At 44.3% G+C, this 19,701-nt stretch carries 18 protein-coding genes; 1 reads left to right on the forward strand and 17 read right to left on the reverse strand.

Features of this window, described 5'->3' with window-relative positions:
* Positions 1-126 precede the first annotated feature (126 nt).
* From PGQ38_RS07330 to PGQ38_RS07395, 15 genes are all read right to left on the reverse strand, one after another.
* Positions 127-348 (reverse strand): hypothetical protein, encoded by a 222-nt coding sequence (locus PGQ38_RS07330; protein ID WP_187565353.1) that lies wholly within the window; start codon positions 346-348, stop codon positions 127-129.
* A 201-nt stretch (positions 349-549) separates the two neighbouring features.
* On the reverse strand, positions 550-1,290 hold the full coding sequence (locus PGQ38_RS07335; RefSeq protein WP_187565354.1) for a LytR/AlgR family response regulator transcription factor: 741 nt from the start codon (positions 1,288-1,290) through the stop codon (positions 550-552).
* Positions 1,291-1,394: 104 nt separating this feature from the next.
* Positions 1,395-1,931 (reverse strand): hypothetical protein, encoded by a 537-nt coding sequence (locus tag PGQ38_RS07340; RefSeq protein ID WP_118577906.1) that lies wholly within the window; start codon positions 1,929-1,931, stop codon positions 1,395-1,397.
* Between the two features lie 12 nt (positions 1,932-1,943).
* The gene (locus PGQ38_RS07345; RefSeq protein WP_173716770.1) at positions 1,944-3,167 is read right to left on the reverse strand and encodes a M28 family metallopeptidase; all 1,224 of its coding nucleotides are present in this window, start codon (positions 3,165-3,167) and stop codon (positions 1,944-1,946) included.
* A 293-nt stretch (positions 3,168-3,460) separates the two neighbouring features.
* Entirely contained in the window at positions 3,461-3,685 is a 225-nt protein-coding gene (locus PGQ38_RS07350; RefSeq protein ID WP_148461356.1) for a hypothetical protein, read from the reverse strand.
* 325 nt (positions 3,686-4,010) lie between these two features.
* The gene (locus PGQ38_RS07355) at positions 4,011-4,841 is read right to left on the reverse strand and encodes an energy-coupling factor transporter transmembrane component T family protein (protein WP_173718008.1); all 831 of its coding nucleotides are present in this window, start codon (positions 4,839-4,841) and stop codon (positions 4,011-4,013) included.
* Positions 4,831-6,555, reverse strand: a complete 1,725-nt coding sequence (locus PGQ38_RS07360) for an ABC transporter ATP-binding protein (RefSeq protein WP_204454147.1) — start codon at positions 6,553-6,555, stop codon at positions 4,831-4,833. Before PGQ38_RS07360 ends, PGQ38_RS07355 begins: the two co-directional genes overlap by 11 nt.
* Before the next feature lie 290 nt (positions 6,556-6,845).
* On the reverse strand, positions 6,846-7,397 hold the full coding sequence (locus PGQ38_RS07365) for an ECF-type riboflavin transporter substrate-binding protein (RefSeq protein ID WP_204454145.1): 552 nt from the start codon (positions 7,395-7,397) through the stop codon (positions 6,846-6,848).
* The gene (locus PGQ38_RS20515; protein WP_368356822.1) at positions 7,394-7,480 is read right to left on the reverse strand and encodes a DUF6783 domain-containing protein; all 87 of its coding nucleotides are present in this window, start codon (positions 7,478-7,480) and stop codon (positions 7,394-7,396) included. The genes PGQ38_RS07365 and PGQ38_RS20515 overlap by 4 nt, the downstream gene beginning before the upstream one ends.
* A 74-nt stretch (positions 7,481-7,554) precedes the next feature.
* Positions 7,555-8,013: a NanQ anomerase/TabA/YiaL family protein gene (locus tag PGQ38_RS07370; protein WP_204454144.1), complete on the reverse strand. Its 459-nt coding sequence runs from the start codon at positions 8,011-8,013 to the stop codon at positions 7,555-7,557.
* A 21-nt stretch (positions 8,014-8,034) separates the two neighbouring features.
* A complete protein-coding gene (locus tag PGQ38_RS07375) occupies positions 8,035-11,640 on the reverse strand; it encodes a glycosyl hydrolase (RefSeq protein WP_270431142.1) in 3,606 nt (1,201 codons plus the stop codon).
* A 357-nt stretch (positions 11,641-11,997) separates the two neighbouring features.
* Positions 11,998-13,284, reverse strand: coding sequence for a TRAP transporter large permease (locus tag PGQ38_RS07380; protein ID WP_148461351.1), 1,287 nt, complete (start codon positions 13,282-13,284; stop codon positions 11,998-12,000).
* Entirely contained in the window at positions 13,281-13,775 is a 495-nt protein-coding gene (locus PGQ38_RS07385) for a TRAP transporter small permease (RefSeq protein WP_204454142.1), read from the reverse strand. The genes PGQ38_RS07380 and PGQ38_RS07385 overlap by 4 nt, the downstream gene beginning before the upstream one ends.
* Positions 13,776-14,009: 234 nt before the next feature.
* Positions 14,010-15,059, reverse strand: coding sequence for a sialic acid TRAP transporter substrate-binding protein SiaP (locus PGQ38_RS07390; protein WP_204454140.1), 1,050 nt, complete (start codon positions 15,057-15,059; stop codon positions 14,010-14,012).
* Positions 15,060-15,198: 139 nt separating this feature from the next.
* Positions 15,199-16,122, reverse strand: a complete 924-nt coding sequence (locus PGQ38_RS07395) for a dihydrodipicolinate synthase family protein (protein WP_118577896.1) — start codon at positions 16,120-16,122, stop codon at positions 15,199-15,201.
* A 354-nt stretch (positions 16,123-16,476) separates the two neighbouring features.
* Here PGQ38_RS07395 and PGQ38_RS07400 point away from each other — a divergent pair, with 354 nt between their 5' ends.
* Positions 16,477-17,382: an AraC family transcriptional regulator gene (locus PGQ38_RS07400; RefSeq protein WP_270412908.1), complete on the forward strand. Its 906-nt coding sequence runs from the start codon at positions 16,477-16,479 to the stop codon at positions 17,380-17,382.
* 44 nt (positions 17,383-17,426) lie between these two features.
* Here the strand turns inward: PGQ38_RS07400 and PGQ38_RS20520 are convergent, their stop codons facing one another.
* Together PGQ38_RS20520 and PGQ38_RS07405 are read right to left on the reverse strand one after the other, a co-directional pair.
* Entirely contained in the window at positions 17,427-17,504 is a 78-nt protein-coding gene (locus PGQ38_RS20520; RefSeq protein ID WP_416386664.1) for a DUF6783 domain-containing protein, read from the reverse strand.
* Between the two features lie 64 nt (positions 17,505-17,568).
* The gene (locus PGQ38_RS07405; RefSeq protein ID WP_270412906.1) at positions 17,569-19,644 is read right to left on the reverse strand and encodes an aryl-sulfate sulfotransferase; all 2,076 of its coding nucleotides are present in this window, start codon (positions 19,642-19,644) and stop codon (positions 17,569-17,571) included.
* Between the last annotated feature and the right edge of the window lie 57 nt (positions 19,645-19,701).

The following is a 19,701-nucleotide window of genomic DNA, read 5'->3' on the forward strand; positions in this document are numbered from 1 at the left end:
GACGCTTGTACGATTTCTATACACTACAAAATCTCCACAATATACAAGAAAAGTACACCCAGTACTAATTAACACGTTGTGTTGTTTCGTGTTTTTAGCTGAATGTACCTTATTTTTAATAAATTATCACTCCTCTTCCTCAGCAACTTCACAGACCATCTCATATGCATCTTCCAGCGCGTCCAGAGCCTCAGTCAGTGTATCGACTTTCCTTACATCTGCGCCATCATCCTCATACTCCTGGATCAAATCTGAAAACTGGTCTTTCAGTTCCTCCATGTAATCTACAACCTGCTGTAATTTCTCTTCTTTTTCCAGTACGGATGATAAATTAATAATTTTTCCCATAGTATGATGTCCTCCGCTTTCAAAAAATTGTTTTCTAAAGATTTTTCATATTTTCCACATCATAACATGTCCGAAACGTTCTCTCAATATTTCGCTTCAAGTTTCGCCTGCAGATTATAACGTATATTTTACAGAAAACCTTTTTTCAAACACGCTATAAAGTTTTTTCCTTTTATAATTATACGTAGTCTGCAAATTCTTTTACAGGATTCCGCCCCGCATGCGCCGTCTCGTACTTCGCCAGCTATAATTTGCAAAAGCATCCTGGATTTCCTTTCGCTTAAGACGACTAATGGGGATTTCTGTCTTATCCGACAGCTTCAGAATATCCGTAGGCATAGCCACGATTTCCCTCATGGAAACCAGCGCCCACCGGATCGGGCGGCAAAACTCATTGGCTGGCAGAACCTTTTCCAGATCTGCCATAGACATGGAAGCATCTATCACGCCCTTTTTCGTGTGAATTTTCGCTCGTTTTCCATCTGCTTCTGCATACAGAATATCGGAAATGTAAATGCTCTCCTCCAGCCGTCCCACTTTCACGTTCACAGTCCGCAAGGAGTAGACACTGTCAAAAAAGCGATCCAGAATGTGAAACAGCTTCTCTTTTCTCACTGGCTTCACCATGTAATGAAGCGCCTCAATATCAAAGGCCTCTGCTGCAAACTCCGTACTGGTGCTCCCGAACACGATCTGCACCCGGCTGTTTCTTGAAATCAGCTTCTTCGCCGTCTCCATACCGTTCATCCCACTCATAAAAATATCCATAAAAACCAGTGAATAAACGGATGTATCTGAGGATAAAAATGCCTCCCCGGAAGAAAATTCTTCTATTTTCACATATAGGTTATTTTTGTCTGTGTATTCCGAAAGCAGCCGGGTGATATTCTCCCTGTCTTCCGCAAGGTCATCACAAACCGCTATTCTTATCTCCTGGTTCATGTGTTGTTCCTCCCATAGAATCTGTCTGAGGTCTGTTTCTGAATCTGCCATCCCTCATATTTCTGCATAATAAATGCCGCATTCTCCGGGTAAAAATCTGTCTTTTATGATTCGCTCAGTTTTTGAAACATTTCCAGATATTCCTGCTCTACTTCAACAAACGGCCGCACTGTATAATCCAGCTCAAAGTGCAGCTTCGGTGCATCCCCCGGTTGTTTCTCTTCCAGAAGAACCTCTAAATCATACCAGAGAAGATCATCATCGATTTCTTTCAGACGTTGCGCTTCTTCATCAGTCAGACTGCTTCCCAGAAATTTCTTATAAATCACCTGAAGCAGCTGCTCTTCCACCTCACGGTATCTGGGCATCTCCTGCTTCAGCGGACGGGGCACATCTGACATATAGCACTCGCTGGCATCATGCAAAAGACAAGCCAGCGCCTGACGATTGGAATACCCTCGCCCAAGAGCCTCCTTCGCACAGCAAATACAATGCTCCCCAACAGACCAGAAAGAACTTACATGTCCATTTCCCCTACAGGTCAGCGACAACGCATGTGCAATATCCTGAATATCGATCTTCTCCGCCTCCGGATGAACCGGATTGAAATGGTTTCTTGTGTATGTGGTTATGTAACTCATAGGATGCCTCCCCTACTGCTCTTTTCTTTTTCTTGCAAGATACTCATCCAGTTCTTTCTTGATTTTCTCCGGAATCTCCCTTGCAACCGGACACACTGCTGCATTTGCAAAACGTTCTGTAAACTTCACCAGAAAATCAATATCCCCCTGTAGCTGCTCCATGGACATAACCTCCTTCACATCATAGCGGCAATGAATTGGTGCCACATTGGAGCTGGCAATTCTGGCAAAAGAGAGTGCTGGAATTCCGCTGTCTGCAAAAGGTGTAGAATCACTGGAATACACTCCGGTCTTTGCCTCAATTGGAAAACCGATTTCTGCTGCCATATAAGATATATAATGTGCCAGCTTGTCCTCTGCGGAAACACAGGAGATAAATTTACCCATATAAGTTCCAATCATATCCAGATTAATGTTCAGCACTATTTTGTCCAGTTCCTCTTTATGCTCCTTCACATATGCTTTAGAGCCCAGAAGCCCTCTCTCCTCACTTCCGCAGAATACGAAACGAAGACTATAGTTCAGTTCTTTTCCCTTCAGCTGTTCCATAATTCCAAGCAAACCTGCGCAGCCACTCATGTTGTCATAAGCGCCGTGGGATAAAGAAGTGGAATCGTAATGGGCACTAAGCACAATAAACTCGTCCCGTCTGCCAGGAAGCTCTGCAATTACATTGTGGGACTCTCCGTCGTACTCTTTCTGGGAAACCTCCAGACGAATGTTCTTCACCTTATTTTTCACCAGTTCTACTGCCTGGCTGGAATGGATCATGGCGCAAAGAACTTTCCGTTCTTCCCCTACAACGGCTTCGCGCAGATCGCGCTGGTCAATATCTGTATTTGGATAATACATATTTCCGTACTGGAAAATAATTCCCTTTGCTCCTGCTTTTATCAGATCCTGGTAAACAAAAAATCCAACTCCCTGAGTGTCCATCAGTACAATTTTATCTTTTGCACCTGCTATGGAAACAGGATCCGTTCCCGGCATATAATAAAGCTCTCCCTCTACGCTGCCGCTGCCACAGCAGTTAAACGCCTTACAGGTGATTTCCTTCCCATCTGCAAACAAATGCGCAGATTCAATCTCTCCCATAGCAACCCGAAAAGCCTCCAGCCTCGCTGGCACTCCCAGCGCCTCGCACTGCGCTTTCAGAAATTCAGCAACCTGCAGTTCCTCCTTCGTGCCACTGGCGTGGACGAAATCGGTGGATTCGAAAATATTGGATAAATTCATGATGGTTTTCTCCTTTGTAAATTGAAGATAAAATCTCCGGCTCTCAGAGTGTCCCTGAGAACCGGAGGTTTGTTTTTATAAATTTCACTTAAGTTTATAACATTTTACGTATTAATACCTTTCATCGTGATTTGTTTCCCTTACTTAAATTTAGTTTTCGGTTACATTTGCTCTTTTTTCAAACAGATAACCCATTCCACGACCTCCAATCTCGCCCATCATCTCTCTTGCCTCGTCCACGGGCACATTCATCTTTATTAGTAAAGTCCATAAAATATTCTTATAAATTTCTTTTATCGCTTCCGGCGCATTGCTGTAAATAGAGTTGATTTGCTGGATACATCCTTGATATCTTCAGGCTGAACATTCGCAAACAATGGAATATTCGTATAATTTCTCAAAAACTGGCTGGCAAGTGTATCGTTTTTGAAAATCTCACGGCTGTTCACATCTCTTGTATGCAGCTCCGGATGGTAAGCAGTGTCTCTTTTTCTTTTGTTCTGTGGCTTTCTGCTCATTTTTCCTCCTTACGCAGGAAACGCTTCACAGATCAAAAAATATCTACAAGTTCATAGTAACACGCACAAATTCAGAATACAAGAAGGGACCATAAAATTTTCACTTCATATGATTGACCATAGAATGCCTTTTCCAATGTTTTACTAATAGTGCGTTTAAAGATTGCATCCAATCTCCTTCTTGACAGCCATGCTTCTTTTTATATCTGTCTCCCCCCACAAATAACCAAATATAATATGTACACTCCTTAATTTACTTTAAAAGAAATAGCCATGCGAGCCCCCTCGCACAGCCATCTCATATCTTTCATATTATTCAATTCCCTCACACAAACGGATTATAAAATCTCCCCCACCGTATCGTCACCGTCATGCTGACTACCAGCAGTACCACCCCAACTCCAATTGCCACGAAGTCCCTTTTCTCAAAAGGTCTCTTCATATACCATGTTCTCTTCTTATCCTTCCCAAATCCACGCAGCTCCATGGCATTGGAAATGGTATCAATCCGATTCAGGCTGGTCAGGATCAGCGGCAGAAGAATATTCACCGAATTCTTCAGCCGGGCAAAAAAGTGCTCGTTTTTTCCAAGCTCTACGCCCCTTGCCTGCTGGGCCTGGCTGATGCTGTGATAGTCACGCTGAATATCAGGAATATAACGAAGCGCAATCGCCACAGAATAACCCACTTTGTAGGAAATTCCAATACTGTTCAGGCTGGCGGCAAACTCACTTGGGTTCGTTGCAGAAATAAACAAGATTGCAACCGGCAGCGCAACAAAATATTTCAGAGAAATATTCACCATATAAAACAGCTGCTCTGCGGTCAGATCATACCGCCAGAACAGGTGGCAAAGCACATGTCTGGTTCCGTACAATGTGGTTCCCTGATTTGGGTCAAACAGAAAAATAAACAAATTATTCAACACCAGAAATACCAGCATAAAAATCATCATAAACCGCACTTCGCGGAACTTAATCTTACTCAGCTTAAACGCCGCCAGGCTCACCGCAAACAGCCCAAGCAGTACCCACGTATTATAAGTGATCATACTTGCAAAAGTAAAAAGCAGGAAAAACGCCAGTTTGGTGGTACCTGTCAGCTTGTGTATCACACTTTCCCTTGGCAGATAATTCAACACTGTCTTAGCGGCCATGGCTTCGCACCTCCCTGTCCTCCTCAATAAAACGCTGCACAAACTCTTCAGCCGGACTGATTCCCAGCTGGTTCGCCAGGGTAAAAAGACTGGTCTCCTTCAGTGCCGCCTGACGGATCAGCTGTGGATCACAAAGAACTGCTGCCGCGCTTCTGTCCGCGATCAGCCTACCGTCAGCAAAGACCAGCGCCCGCGGCGTATACTCCAGCATCAGATGCATATCATGGGTGATCATCACAACCGTTACTCCTTTTTCATTCAGTCCCCGAAGAAATTCCATGATCTCTGTATAATGGTGAAAATCCTGTCCCGCAGTCGGCTCATCCAGAATGATCAGTTCCGGATCCTGCACCAGTACACTGGCAATGGTCACACGCTTCTTCTGCCCGAAGCTAAGCGCTGAAACCGGCCAGTTCCGAAATGGGAAAAGTCCACAGACCGTCAAAGTTTCCTCCACTTTTTCCCGGATCTCTTCCTCGCTTTTTCCCATATTACGAAGGCCAAGTGCCACCTCATCGAAAATCATAGTCTTGGAAATCATCTGGTTTGGATTCTGCATCACATAACCAATATGTTTGGCTCTGTGGCGGATATTTTCCTGCAGAAGATCCCTTCCCTGGAAAAGGATTTCACCCTGATCCGGTATTTCAAAGCCGCAGACCAGTTTGGAAAAAGTAGATTTTCCGGCACCGTTTTTCCCCACAATGCTGACCATTTCACCCTTGTGGATTGTGAGAGAAACATCACGTAAAGTCTGCCTGCCTCTCTCATAACCAAAGGTAAGATTTCTTACTTCAAGCAGCGGCTCATGTTCCTTCTCAGCCTCTGCTGCCGGACGAGACCAGAACCAGTCTGTCATTTTCTTCCGGTCTGCCTCATTTATCACAACAGAATCAACATGTGCCGGTTTCTTCGCCGGAACCAGTTCCACGCCTGCATAACGCAGCGCAGTAAGATAAAGGGGCTCCCGGATTCCATTTTCTTCCAGAAGTCTGGTAGACAAAAGCTCGTCCGGGTGAAGATCTGCCAGAATTTTTCCATCGCCCATAAGAACAATACGATCCACATCTCGCCACAAGACATCCTCCAGACGGTGTTCAATGATCACCACCGTAGTATCTGTTTTTTCCTGAATCTCGTCGATCAGCTCAATAGTCTGCTTGCCGGTAGCCGGATCCAGATTGGCCAATGGCTCGTCGAACAACAAAATTTTCACCTGATCCACCATTACGCCCGCCAGGCTGACGCGCTGCTTCTGTCCCCCGGAAAGCTCGTGGGGCGCGTAATCCAGATGATCCTGAATTCCGACCAGCTCTGCCGCGTGACGGGTGATCTCATGCATTTCATCCTGCGGCATGCAGCTGTTCTCCAATGCAAAGGCAATATCTTCACCTACCGTCAGCCCGATAAACTGGCCATCTGGATCCTGCAGCACTGTGCCTACATGTGCAGAGAGCTGGAAAATGCTGCTCTTCGGCGCATCCACACCATCCACAATAAGTTCCCCACTGCATTCTCCTGGATTGGAAAAAGGATTCAGGCCATTGATACAGCCTGCCAGAGTACTTTTTCCACAGCCGGAAGGACCTGCGATCAACACCCGCTCGCCAGGATAAATATCCAGATTAATTTCCTTCAGCGTAGGCTTTTTCTGTGCCCGGTACTGGAAAGAAAAATTCTTAAAAGAAATTATAGGAGATTTTTTCTCAGTCATATAATACCTCAAAATCAAATATCCTGAAGCAAATCCATCGTCAATTTGAAAACAATGTGACTGCTTCAGAACCACTTAACAATTTGCATCTCTATAAGTGTACACCTTACACCATCTCAAAAGGATAACACGAATTTCTTAAATCCACAATAAAATTTCTTACCAAAGTTTATCTTATTTTGCATAAATCTTGCGAAATTTACTTTTTGGATCCAATAAAATTATGCATCAAAAAAGACCCTGCCACAAGTTTCCCCATAGCAAGGTCTTTTACAAATTTCCCTTTCAACTTATTCCTGATCCAGGGAGCCTTTCTTTGCAATTGTTTTTGTATAAGCCAGGATCAGAAGACCGCCGACTACAACACCTGTGATGGTGTTTGAAACAGCGGCGAATGCACCCTGTGCAAATACTTTGTTTGCCGGTTCAGCATAGATTACAATGTCAAGTACAGGTGCAACAACTACCCATCCTACAACATGTGCGATCACGTTTGCAACTGTGAAAACGGCAACTTTGCTTTTTCCGAAATCGCCTTCCTGAACCTGAAGCTTCTTGGCGAACAGACCGATCACAACACCTACAAATGCAGATGTGATAACCCAGCTCCACCATGGGCTTCCACCCCAGGACAGGTCGATCAGTGTATGTCCGATGAAACCAATGAGTCCGCCTGCAACCGGGCCATACATTGCTGCAAGAAGTCCAAGTACTGCGTACTGAAGACTGATGTTTGTGTTCGGAACCGGACTAGGGATCGCCACAAAGCGTCCCAGCACAAAGAACAGTGCTGCACCGATACCGATGGCAACTACGGTTTTGATATTATTGTTGTTTTTCATAGCTCTTTCCTCCTACTATGTGTCTTACTAGAGCGTGTTTGATAAAGGCTTTCTGCAAGATGTGCGTCACAATTTGCGGGAATGTTTTTTCAAGCAGGCTCTAACACGCTATAGTATACGCTTTATTAAGAGCTTGTCAATCTGAATCCACAGTATTTCAGCCTTTCACCGGAATCTTAAACACAATTTTCGTTGCGGGCTGGGCTTCTGTTACGGCGATGCAGGGCATATGACCGTCTTCAGGAGCGTAGAAACCAAACATGCCAGCCTCCAGAAGAGTGTATCCCTGCTCCGGACCACTTTTATAGAAAATAATGTCAGCTTCCGGGGTGCGGTCATCCTCTACGGTAAGCTTGCGAAGAGATGCCCAGTAAATTTTCTCAGTGCCTTCTACAATGTACTGAAGGTCGCAGTATTTCTTATGGGATTCCATCTGTGCACCATCCAGGAACTTCGTGGTATATTTCTGAACCAAGGCAAAAATGCCGTTTTTTAGGTCGTATCTGCCTTCTGGAAGGTTCTCCTCTTTCTGTTTTTTGATAAACTGCTGAACCATGTCAGCGTAATCTTTAAATTCCTCATATGTATTCAGTTTGTCTGCGTAATCTGCAATCATGATAAATCCTCCTGTTATTTTTTACTGCTCTTCATACTCACAAATATAACTCTGCCCCATCATACCATAAGGCTTCAGCACCTTCCCATCCGTATGGAACATTCCCTCGGTGCGGAAATCAGCCCAGCTGATTCGGCTGCAGCCGGTGTAGGACTGGTGGAATGGGCCGAACATGTTTCTTGGACTTCCTGAAACTTCAATTTCCAGAGTATTCTCTTCTTTTTCGAAAAGACCAGTTACATCTGTGACACAGTTCTTCTTTTCGAAATGAAAACCAGCTTCCTTACCATTTACTCTGACTTTCAGAAGGGTACCTCTCCACTCACCCAAATGAAGAAGAACCTGCTTATCGGAAATCAACTGTGGCACCTTGTACTGGTAAATCATACCGCCAGGATAGTTTACATAACCTTGCATGCTCCAATCACCAGTATGCAGAATTTCTTTTTCCCTGGAAATATTGCCAGACATATCTACGGCGAAATTTCCAATTACGAATACATCTTCCAGTTCCCGCTTTTGGTCGTAACTGCCTTTTATGGTAATCCGATGCACCCCCTTACTCAAAGCAGGAAGTCCGAAGCAACGCATGTCTTTGTCAATAAACCATTTGCCGGTCTGCGCACATTTCACGCCATCGAAGTAAACTTCCAGACCATAAGGCTTCTCAATTACAAAACTGCATTCACTGGAAATGTCTTCTGCAACATTAAACCGGAAATGCATGGTAAATGGTGTTCCATCTGCCGGATGTGGCTGATCCACCCAGGTATATCGCTGAGGTGCACCGTTATAGTAAACCTGCTGCATGCGCAATTTCTCACGAATTTCCTTCTGCGCCTGCCAGATTTCCATCTCTGCGGACTCACAGACGCTTCCTGCTTCTGACAGTTCGCTGCCATGTCTGAATTCTGATACCTGCTCTACAATTGCGTCAAGATCTTTATCTTCCACCATAGCATTTCCGTCACAAATTTTATTTGCTGAAGCAACCCCCAGCTCATAAGTACATTTATCTATCGTCAGCACATTCTCCATAGTTCTTCTTAATTTCGCGTCCGGACCGAATGTAGCTAATACGGGATCTGTGTAATGCGGATGTCTGTATGGGAATGTGGCAGCTTTGCTCACTGTCATTTCATGCACCGCATTTACGCCATCAGAAACAGCCGCCAAGTCCACAACGGTAGTATCTTCCTCAATTCCACATTTGTCTTCAACACTATTTATCTCTTTAATAATCTGTCCAGCCCCTATTATTTTCTTCACAAAATAAATTCGGCTCATCCCCGTCTCGAATGTCCTGGTAAAGCAAACGCCCTCTCCATCCGCAACAGTTTCCACCTCACAAACTTCTCCGGTCAGCGGGTCAAGCTCTTCCACAGCGTTCCCGCAGTCAAGTTTTATATAAACCTGATGTGCATTGTTCCGATCGTGATTTGTCAGGAAAAGAATATGTCCATCTTCTGTCTTTCTCAGCATGGAAAGAATCTCACCATCCTCTGCGCCGCTGGCATTTCGCACAGTAAAATCTTTTCCGGTGCATTTCGCCACAGCTTCCGTCAGCTCCCATTCATGCTCAACCGTATGAACAAATGCTTCCTCATCTAAAACATCCCGGATATCACCATATTTTCCACACACTTTCCTGCTGTCAGATTTCTCTTCATTTACATCTTCACTATCTATTTTTTTATCCCATCTCTTAGCAACGCAGATCTGCTTACTACCAATCCGTTCTCCTTCAATCATCACCGGATACGGCTTCAGCCAGATCACCATTCCACCAGCTGCAAGAAATTCCTTCAACAGCTTCACCGTGTTTGCAAACAGATTGCTCACTCCCGGAACCACAACCACCTGATAGCTGCACTTTCCTGCCACAAACATTCCATCCTCAACCTTGCCGTCCTGCTCCAACAGGATCTCATCTCCAAAATCAAAATCCACATGCCCTGCAGTCAGCGCTTTTGCGATCCGGTTATAATACTCACCTTTTCGATTTAAAGAAGTAATATGCTCATCCAGCCATCCCATATTCATTTCCAGATGATTGAAATCCTCCGCTCGGTCACTGCGGCACTCGGTCCAGATGCTGGAAATCGGATGGATCATCAGTACCTTCCGCACCGGCTCACCCTGAGAAAGACACAACGCCAGACGACCAAAATAATTCTCCATCTTATCATTGTCATCCCACCAGGTATTCTGATAGTTGAAAACCGGCGGATAGTCCCTCTTCCTGCAGCCAGTAATGGAATACAGGGCAAGATGCTGACAACGTCTCGTAATTCCAAGCGCGAACTGCCAGTCTCCCAGCCATTTCTGAGTAGAAAAATCCAGCTCCCAGCCAGTGCAGCCGTAAGCCTCACTGATGGTCATGGAACGTTCATACTGATGTGCCACGCTTGCACACTGTTTCACAGTCAGATACTCATCCGTCTGTGCGCCAAGAAGATCAATTCCAGGATTATGCAGATAACGAAGCTGAGGCATCGCCGCACCGCACACACGAGTCTGATAACCCAGGTCGTTCTCATATAAAATATGTCCCGTAGTACGAAGTCCCCGTTTATCACACCACTCATAAACCTGTTTCATATAACTTTCTTCGAAACGCTGCGCCACTGTCTTCCAATAATCATGACGAATCTTCTCCGCCCCTTCCCCATCGAAAAACAGGTAAGGCAGCTTCTCCTGCGGATCATATCCTCTCTTTTCAATAAAATACTCTGTAAATCCAATACTCCACGGAATCCACGGTCTGCCTTCATGGAAAACGCTGAAGAAATCACAGCAGTTTGGTTCATCTGTGAAAAATCCTTTCACCTCTTTTGGAAAACTTCCGCCAAACACTTCCTCATAATGCTCATGGGTCAACTTCAAAAATGTCTTCACGCTCTCCGGATTCAGATTATCTGGCGGCATCAAGCCGTTGTACCACTCACTCTTACCAGAAATCTCCTGGCGCAGAAGCAGAATCTCTTCATCAACACCGCAAGCTCCAGCAGCTTCCTCATAAGTCAGATATTCTTTCATCCTCTTAATAAATCTGCCGTCCGCCGCCGTCTGAATCACATAAACACCCTGAAGAAACTCTGTCTCCATAGTTTCTTCCACTGCTAAATCTTCACCGCCGTTCCTGCCAGACATGAAATTTTCGTCCACGCTTCGATTCCCGCCGCACATTAACGAATCCGAGTCCCCGGTAACTATCCTTTCTTCCTCGGTACTTAGCTTCGCCGGTACCGCCAGCTCCCCGGCTTTCCCGCACTCCATCGTCAGCGCCCTGGCCGTAAACTCCGCTGGATTTACCTTGCTGACCATACCTCCCGCAGCCCCCGACGGCCATTTATCCTCATCATATATCCACAGCTCCAGATCATTTTCTTGGGCTTTATCCACACAGAACTTCACATCCTCCATCCACTCTGTGGAAAGATACTCCGTCTCCAGCCCTTCACGGGAATGAATAAAAAATCCCCCCATCCCCGCCTTCTTAAATCCCTCTATCTGCTCTCCCAGATTCTCCTTCTGAAGCCTGTCATTCCACCCCCAGAAAGGAGCACTCCTATACTCCTTCGGCGGATTCTCAACCAATCCCTTTACCTTATCCAATGTGCCCATCCTTATGTCCTCCTCTTATAGTCCCACATTACATTATTGTTCTAAATTCCCTATTCCATCATCACCAGCACCGTCGCTTTTATTGTATCCATTCGTTACCAATACACAGCGTTTTCGCAACTGATATTCCTAAGCGGGGCATTTCCAGGTGCGCCCTTAACGGAGGCGAGATCCACTGCTTACGAAGACTTAATCGTGAAGGCTCCCCTGAACGATTTAGTCGTAGTTAGCAGTTAGCTCGCCGCAGTGTTGCACCGCCCCGCGTGGAATATCAGCTGCGAAAATGCGTCCGTGCAGCCAATGATACAACAAAAGGGACTGCAAAACAGTCCCTTTCATACTACCCAAGTTCATATTTTACATGAAGTTGTTAGGTATAAACATAATAATATCCGGTACATAAGTAACCAGGAACAACAGCCCGATCATAATAAGCACCATCGGCAAAATCTCCCGTATGACACCCTTGATCTTCGTTTTTCCAAGTCCCGAAACAATAAACAACAGCATACCAAATGGCGGTGTGGAAAGACCGATCATCATGTTCAGGCAGATCACAACGCCGAAATGAACAAGGTCAATGCCCATAGCCTGTACCAGTGGAAGAACCATTGGTACAAATACCAGCTGGATCGTACTTACATCAAGTACACAGCCAAGAAGCAGGAATACGATGTTTACGATAAACAGGAAAATGTACTTGTTATCTGTGATTCCCATAACCAGGCTTGCAACAACTCTCGGAACCTGCTCCAGAGAGATGATGTAAGAGAACAGCATGGAAGTTCCGCAAAGAAGAGCCAGTGTAGCTGTGTTGGCAGCGGATTTCTTGATGATACCCCAAAGCTTTTTCCATCCCAGTGTTTTGTAAATCAGTGCAGAAATGATCAGTGCGTATGCAGAAGCAACAGCACCAGCCTCTGTAGGAGTACAGATACCGGAATAAATTCCACCAAGAAGAATAACAACTGTAAACAGTGCCGGAAGAGCCTGCAATGTAGCTTTCAGGAACTCTCTCTTGCTCATAACCACACCTGCCGGATAATTTCTCTTATGAGAAATAAACGCAACATAGATCATAAGAAGAATGGCAAGTAAAACGCCAGGAACCATACCTCCCATAAACAGCTTACCAATGGAAGCACCGGATAACATAGCGTAAATAACCATCGGAATACTTGGCGGGAAAATTGGTCCTACCGTTGCAGAAGCGGCTGTGATGGCACAGCTAAACTCTGCGTCGTAGCCCTCTTTTTTCATCTGGTCGATCTCCATCAGACCAATACCGGAAGCATCTGCGATAGCAGAACCGGTCATACCTGAGAAAATAAGGGAAATAAATACGTTAACCTGTGCTGTACCACCTTTTAATCTTCCAAGAAGACCATTACAGAAAGAGAACAGCTTGTCTGTTACCTCACCTTCATTCAGCACATTTGCCATGAAAATAAACAGCGGCGCTGCAAGCATGGTATAGTTTGCAAACATGTTACCAGTGATAACGGTAAATACCTGGCCCAGTTTGTCCGGAGCTGCAAGCAGAAAATATGTAATAGAAGCTGCAAGCATGGAAAAAGAAACAGGCATACGGATTATGAAGCAGATCGCCATAACCACAAACAGCATAATAATCGGCATACTCATGATTCTTTTCCTCCTTCCTTGTATTCTTTAAATGCATTTCTGATATTGATACAGGTTCTGACGATGATCTCAGCCAGCATATACATAAATGGTGCAAAAACAACTGTATATGGAAGCTTCAGAACTCCTGTTACCATTTTCTTTCCAACCAAGGACTGGAAACACGGTACAAAACAGGTTACCAGCAGGATTAAAAGAAATGTATTGTAAACTACTTTAAAAATAAACTGGGTACGAGGTTTTACAGCATCGTAAACCAGACCAAATACTACGTGTTCATCAGCTTCCATTGCCTTACCAACGCCGAAGAACATGGTCCACATGTAACCCAGAACAGATACCTCATAACTCCATGTTACAGGGGTTTTGAAAAAATATCTGGATACAATCGTTACCATAAAGGTAAGGAAAATTACCAAAAACGTAATGTTTGGGATAAAAACGCCAAGGAAATCGACGATCTTTTTCCCGATCTTTTTGAAATTATCCACAGTTTCCTCTCCTCTCAGATTCACTTTTCTGCCATCGGTTTGTTCCCTTTTGCAGACACTACTGCAAAAGGTTTCACCTGTGCAGACAGGCAAAAAATCTGTTCTTTGTTAAAAAGCCCAGGCCGTACACACAGCCTGGGACTTTTCTTTGCTATAAGTCAGACAGATGTCTCAAGTTTTGCTGTCAATTCATAGCTGATCACTATGTCTTGCCTGTTGTCACGACAATTCAGTTTACTCTTCTGCGGTTGTTGTATCAGCCATAGCCTGGATTTCGTTGTAAAGATCCATATCCCAGTCTTTGATCATATCTTCGTTTTCCATGTACTTAGCCTGAACTTTTTCTTTAAACTCGTTGATGTCAGGATATGTAACAGTAAGTCCCTGCTCCTCAAAGAATTTGATCAGCTCAGCTTCTCTGTCAAGTCTTGCTGTATCGTTTACATCTCTTGCATATTCCATAGCCTCAGTAACAGCTTCCTGCTGAGCCTCTGTCATGCTGTTCCATGTGTCACCGTTGATACATGGCATGATGGAGTCAACAACGTGGTTTGTGATTGCGATGTATTTTGTTACTTCATAGAATTTTGCACTCTCGATACTTGGAAGCGGGTTATCCTGTGCATCTACAGCGCCAGTCTGAAGTGCAGTATACAGCTCACTGAAGGAAAGTGGTGTCGGGTTTGCACCAAGTGCCTCACCAAGGAACAGCCATGCTTCGGAGTTCGGCATACGGAGAAGTAATCCGTTCATGTCATCGTAGCAGTTGATTTCTTTCTCTCTTGTGTTGATTACACGGCTTCCAAGATAGAAGCTGGAAAGAGGTTTGATGTTCAGTGTCTCTTCAATCTGTGGACGGATCTTGTTAAGTCCGATGTCACCGTTGAGAACGCTTGTCATATGCTCATAGGAGCTGAACAGATATCCGGAAGCAAACATGCTGTAGGACGGAATCTGTGTTGCAATTGTCGGGAAGGAAATATATGCCAGATCTGCATCTCCGTTAAGAAGAGCATCGAACTCGTTCTCGGAAGAGAACAGAGAACCGTTGTCGTAGCATTTACATGTTACGGAACCACCGGATAATTCCTCTACTTTATCTGCAAACTCATACATAGCCTCTGTATGGGAGTCACCGCTTACAGATACTGATGTAAAGATCAGCTCTACTGCCGGGTCATTTGCTGCTGCAGCATCTGCTGCCTGTACACTGATGCTTCCTGTTAACAGCATTGTTGCTGCCATAGCTGTTGATAATACTGCTGCCATTAATCTTTTTTTCATTCTCTCATCCTCCTGATTTTTACACACTATGTGTTTTTGTTTCCTTTTTTTCACGTATATTTGTAACCCCAATTACAAATCTTAAGAAATACCTTTCAGCCGGCCTCACGGTCCCCACCGTTCCGGCAGTTATCTCTGATTACTTTCCAAAAAAGCTCTTGCGGAAGGTCTCTGTGATCGCACAGAACTCTTCGATCTCTAATTTCTTGCTTCCTGTAAGAAGCTTATAATCCTGTCTTCTTGACTGAAGTGTCATCGGCACACCTACCAGATTCATATGGTATTTGCTGTTTACCGGATATACCTGGCACTCAACCATGGAAGCAGCGCCAAGGAAGTTCATAAGCTCCTGTGCTTTCTCCGGCTGCTCTTTATAGTTCTTGCAAAGCCATACATAAAGATCCGGATGGAAGTTTGCCATAACTCCTGAGTATCCTGCACATCCCATTTCCATGCTGCGAAGAAGTGTTGCTGCATTTGCATTGAAGATCTTTAATCCGGTGCCCTCAACTGCTTTGCATTTTGCTTCCAGCTGATCAAGATCACAGCAGGTGTCTTTCAGGAATGCAAATTTCTCAGTCTCTGCACACCATTTGAGAAGCTCTGGTGAAAGAAGTCTCTTGTATGGTGCCGGGCACTCATAAACACCGAACATATCTCCATCAATGTGATCCAGAAGATATTCAATATTTTTCTTAGCTACATCTTCGCTCTCGTTCTCTTTTGCAAACTGATTGGAAATGAAAACATATGCATCTACACCGGCATCGATTACAGTCTGAGCTTCGCGGATCTGATCCTCTACCTTCTCAGCGCAATGTCCGGAAGCAATTACTCCCATGTGCTTTGGTGTATTATTGATAATAAATTTTGCAAGCTCCACTCTCTCCTGTGGGCTCAGCTCAAACATTTCACTGGACTGGCATACTGCGAAGATTCCGTCAACACCGTTCTTGTCATACCACTCAATGATTCGAAGGACTGCATCATAGTCGATCCTGTTGTCCTCTGTAAAAGGTGTGATCATAACCGGCCATACGCCGCCTGCAATTGTTTTTTTCATGCTCTTCTCCCTCTTGATGTTTACTTGTTGCTGTTCACCGGTAACGTTCCGCGATGTGTTTTTATGAACGGAATGAACAACAACATTTACTATCCACTGCAACCGCGCAATTGCTTTTCAACTGTGACTATAGTATAATATAAATAATTTAAAATTGCTTTCAGCAAAATATTTAGTACTATTTTATAACTTTGTACGAAAAAGAATACAAAGCAGCACAGCATAGTGCGGTAAACAAAACAGAGTTACGGTTCACTTCGTTCACAGTAACACACTTCGCGGAACGTTACCAGTGAACAGTAGTAAAACAGACTGCAACACAATAATTCACGGACATAAGAAGAGGCGACTTGAATGGAACAGGAAATATTTGACGATTACATATGGAACGAACATAAAAAAATATTAACAGCAGATAAACATAAGATCCCGGGGCTTAGAAATCTTTCTCATTTTACACCTATGGCACCTGGCGTTCCGGTTCCTCTGCATTATCACTCTGATATCATCGAGCTTCATTTCATGGTGAAAGGCCAGCGCAAGACTTACGTTATGAAAGGCGGCGTTCGCACCAGCTACTGTGCTACCGGAAATAACCTTTTTATCACCAGACCTTATGAGCTTCATACTACAGGACATATTGCCCAGAACCGCTGCGAATTTTTTGCAATGCAGCTGGATCTGAAGGAGCACGATAATTTCCTTGGTCTGAACCAGCATTACAGCAATATTTTGTGCCATCGGCTTCTGAATATGGATCAGCACCTGTACCATGTAGGCAGTTCCCAGATTTCCATGCTGCGCACTGCTTTTAACCTGATTTCTTACGGAACAGAAGGCGACTCCATTGCCGGTGTCCAGTATCTGACCTGTGTACTTGCCAGTCTGAACTACCTGACTGCAGTTCCAGCCCAGGAAGAGATCAATGAACAGCTGAACAGTGACATCGGACATGCGCTGAAATACATTGAACAGAATATTGAAAACCCCATTACACTTCAGGAGCTTGCCCAGGCATCCAACTATTCTCTATCCCGTTTTAAAGCCAAATTTAAAGAAGAACTGGGAATTACTCCTGCTGAATACATTACCCTCCAGAAAATGGATCGGGCACAGATGCTTCTGAAGACTACAAATGATTCCATTACAGATATTGCTTACCAGCTGGGCTTTTCTTCCAGCAATTACTTCTGCTCTGTTTTCAAAAAAACCCTGAGCTACAGCCCGGCGGCATACCGCAAAAGTTTTTCCCAGTCATAGAAAATGCTGCAAAATCATTGCAAAAATGATTTTGCAGCATTTTTTTATTCCGCGTCCAGAGCGTGTTTGAAAATCATTCCCACAATCTGCGCGCCCTGCTTTGCTGTATATTTTTCCCGGATTCAGCTGCAGCAGCTGAATCCGGGCTCAATACCCTTACTATTCTGGCTTTGCAATATCACCTGTTTAATTGATTGCAAAGGTCTGCTGTGTATCATAAAATCCGTCCTGATACATGACGTAGATTTCATAATTATCTGCATTCATTCCCTGAAGAGGCACCGGGATATTTTCATAGAAATCCAGAAATGTTTCCATATGCAGACGAACCTCTGTTGTATCATAAACATAGGTATTCTTCGCCCCTTTAAAAATGATCTGGGAAATCTGATGATCATAGGTCCCTATATAGAGCACTTTTCCAGTGATGTTATATGTCAGGGTATCTGCCGGAAGCACCTGATCCGGTTTCTTGTTCCACAGCCATTTCCAGGTCTTCACCGGCTGCCACAATTCTCCTTTGATATAATTCTCATCCAGCTCCATAGGACTTGCAAGATCGTTGTAATCAATCCGCATTTCCTCTGCACGGTAAAAGGTTTTCTTAAGACAATACTGATTCAGGACCTTCTCTGTATCGTAGTCAAACTCGTAGGTCATTCCCTTCCAGCCGTTTTCTGCATTTGCCACATGACCGCACATTCCGAAGAAATGATTGCTGTCAGCCTCATAAATCGCTGCGGATGTAATCTTGGACCATACCGTAGGAATCTTCTTAATCTGCTTCACAGTACCTTCTGCCTCATTTACAGAATATACCAGCAGGTAGGATTCCTCTGTCTTGTCATAATAGTCGATGTCTTTCTTCCTTCTCCACAGGAAATGGTTATCAAACATGGTGATTTCTATAGTCTGGTTATCGCCATCCAGATCTGTATCAATCTGATATGCTGTATGCTGCTGGAACTGATAAATGAAATCGCCATCTGCTTTCAGCACATATTTTTCATAGTCTGTGCCTTCCCAGAATCTTGGATCGCAAAGAATCCACTGGATTTCCTTGGTTGTCCAGTTTACTTTGATCACAGATTCCAGATTGCGGACACTGAGCAGAACGGTATCTGTCTCCGGCTGATAGGAAACCGTATTAATATGAGCCCAGTCAACCAGATTCTCGTATTTACATTTAATAATATCCTGAAGTTTCAGTTCATTTACCACCGCACCTGTCTGCCGGTCGATTTCCTCAACTTTATCTTCACAGTGGCTCTGCATGGAGCTTGTAAGCACCAGAAGATTTCCGCCTGGCTCCTTCTCAATTACCTCATGATGACTGCCCCCGGAAAGATAATACATGTTGTAAGCTCTTCCCAGATAATCCAGCTCATAAAGATTGGTAGACTGGGGCTTCTCCAGGTTCGGAACATATCCGGCAGTATCCTGCCAGATCATTCTGCAGTTGGAAAGCATATAAAGGCCATAGTTTCCGGTCTCTTTGTTCATATACCAACGAATATCTCCCATGCAGTCATATGCAAAAGGAAGATGAGTGCTCTGTCCGTAAACCATGGTCAGATCATATGCAGATTCCCCACTGGTCTCCACAGGTTCGATCACATCCGTAAGAGATTCCGGCAAAGCTTCTGTTATAATGGTGATCTCCTGGGAATCCTTCACTCTGCCAGAATCATCCAGAAGTTCCAGTACTACTGTATTATCCTCTCCCGGATAAAGACCAATAATGGGCACTCTGTGTGAACTGGCCGCATCTATCTCTCCGCTGATGTCTGCTGCTGCAGTTTTTCCTTTCACAGTAAAGCGCACTCCATACTCTTCTTCTGTGTCAAAAAGTACTACTGCAGTTAATGGGGAAATCTGATATGGGTTGAGAATAACCATGGGATCATCCCATGTATATCCATTTTCCTGCTCTGCCTGCAGCTGTTGGTCAATCTCATAGGAGGTTGCCACCAATGTTTTCGTCTGAGGGATTTCTGTCTGGATATCATTCGCGGAATCATCGTTTTCCTGAATGGAAATCGTGTCATCCACATCCATGGTAACATTCAGCTTCTGACCGTAATAGCCATATTTTTTCTTCCGTTTTTCTTTTACAGAATAGGGAATTTCCTGATTGGTAAGTTTCATGTAAGTATTATAAATTCCCCGCCGCTTTTTCCAGCAAAGGCCTGCAAACAATGCAAGCAGCACCAGAAACAGAAGCAGAATGGTGATTTTTTTCTTTTTGCTCCATTTTTTCATACTGTAAGCTCCTCAAATTTTTGTCGTTATGTCCGTACAGGCTGCAAAGCCTGTAAC

The sequence above is a fragment of the Blautia faecis genome, from assembly GCF_027662325.1.
Classification (GTDB): Bacteria; Bacillota; Clostridia; order Lachnospirales; family Lachnospiraceae; genus Blautia_A; species Blautia_A faecis.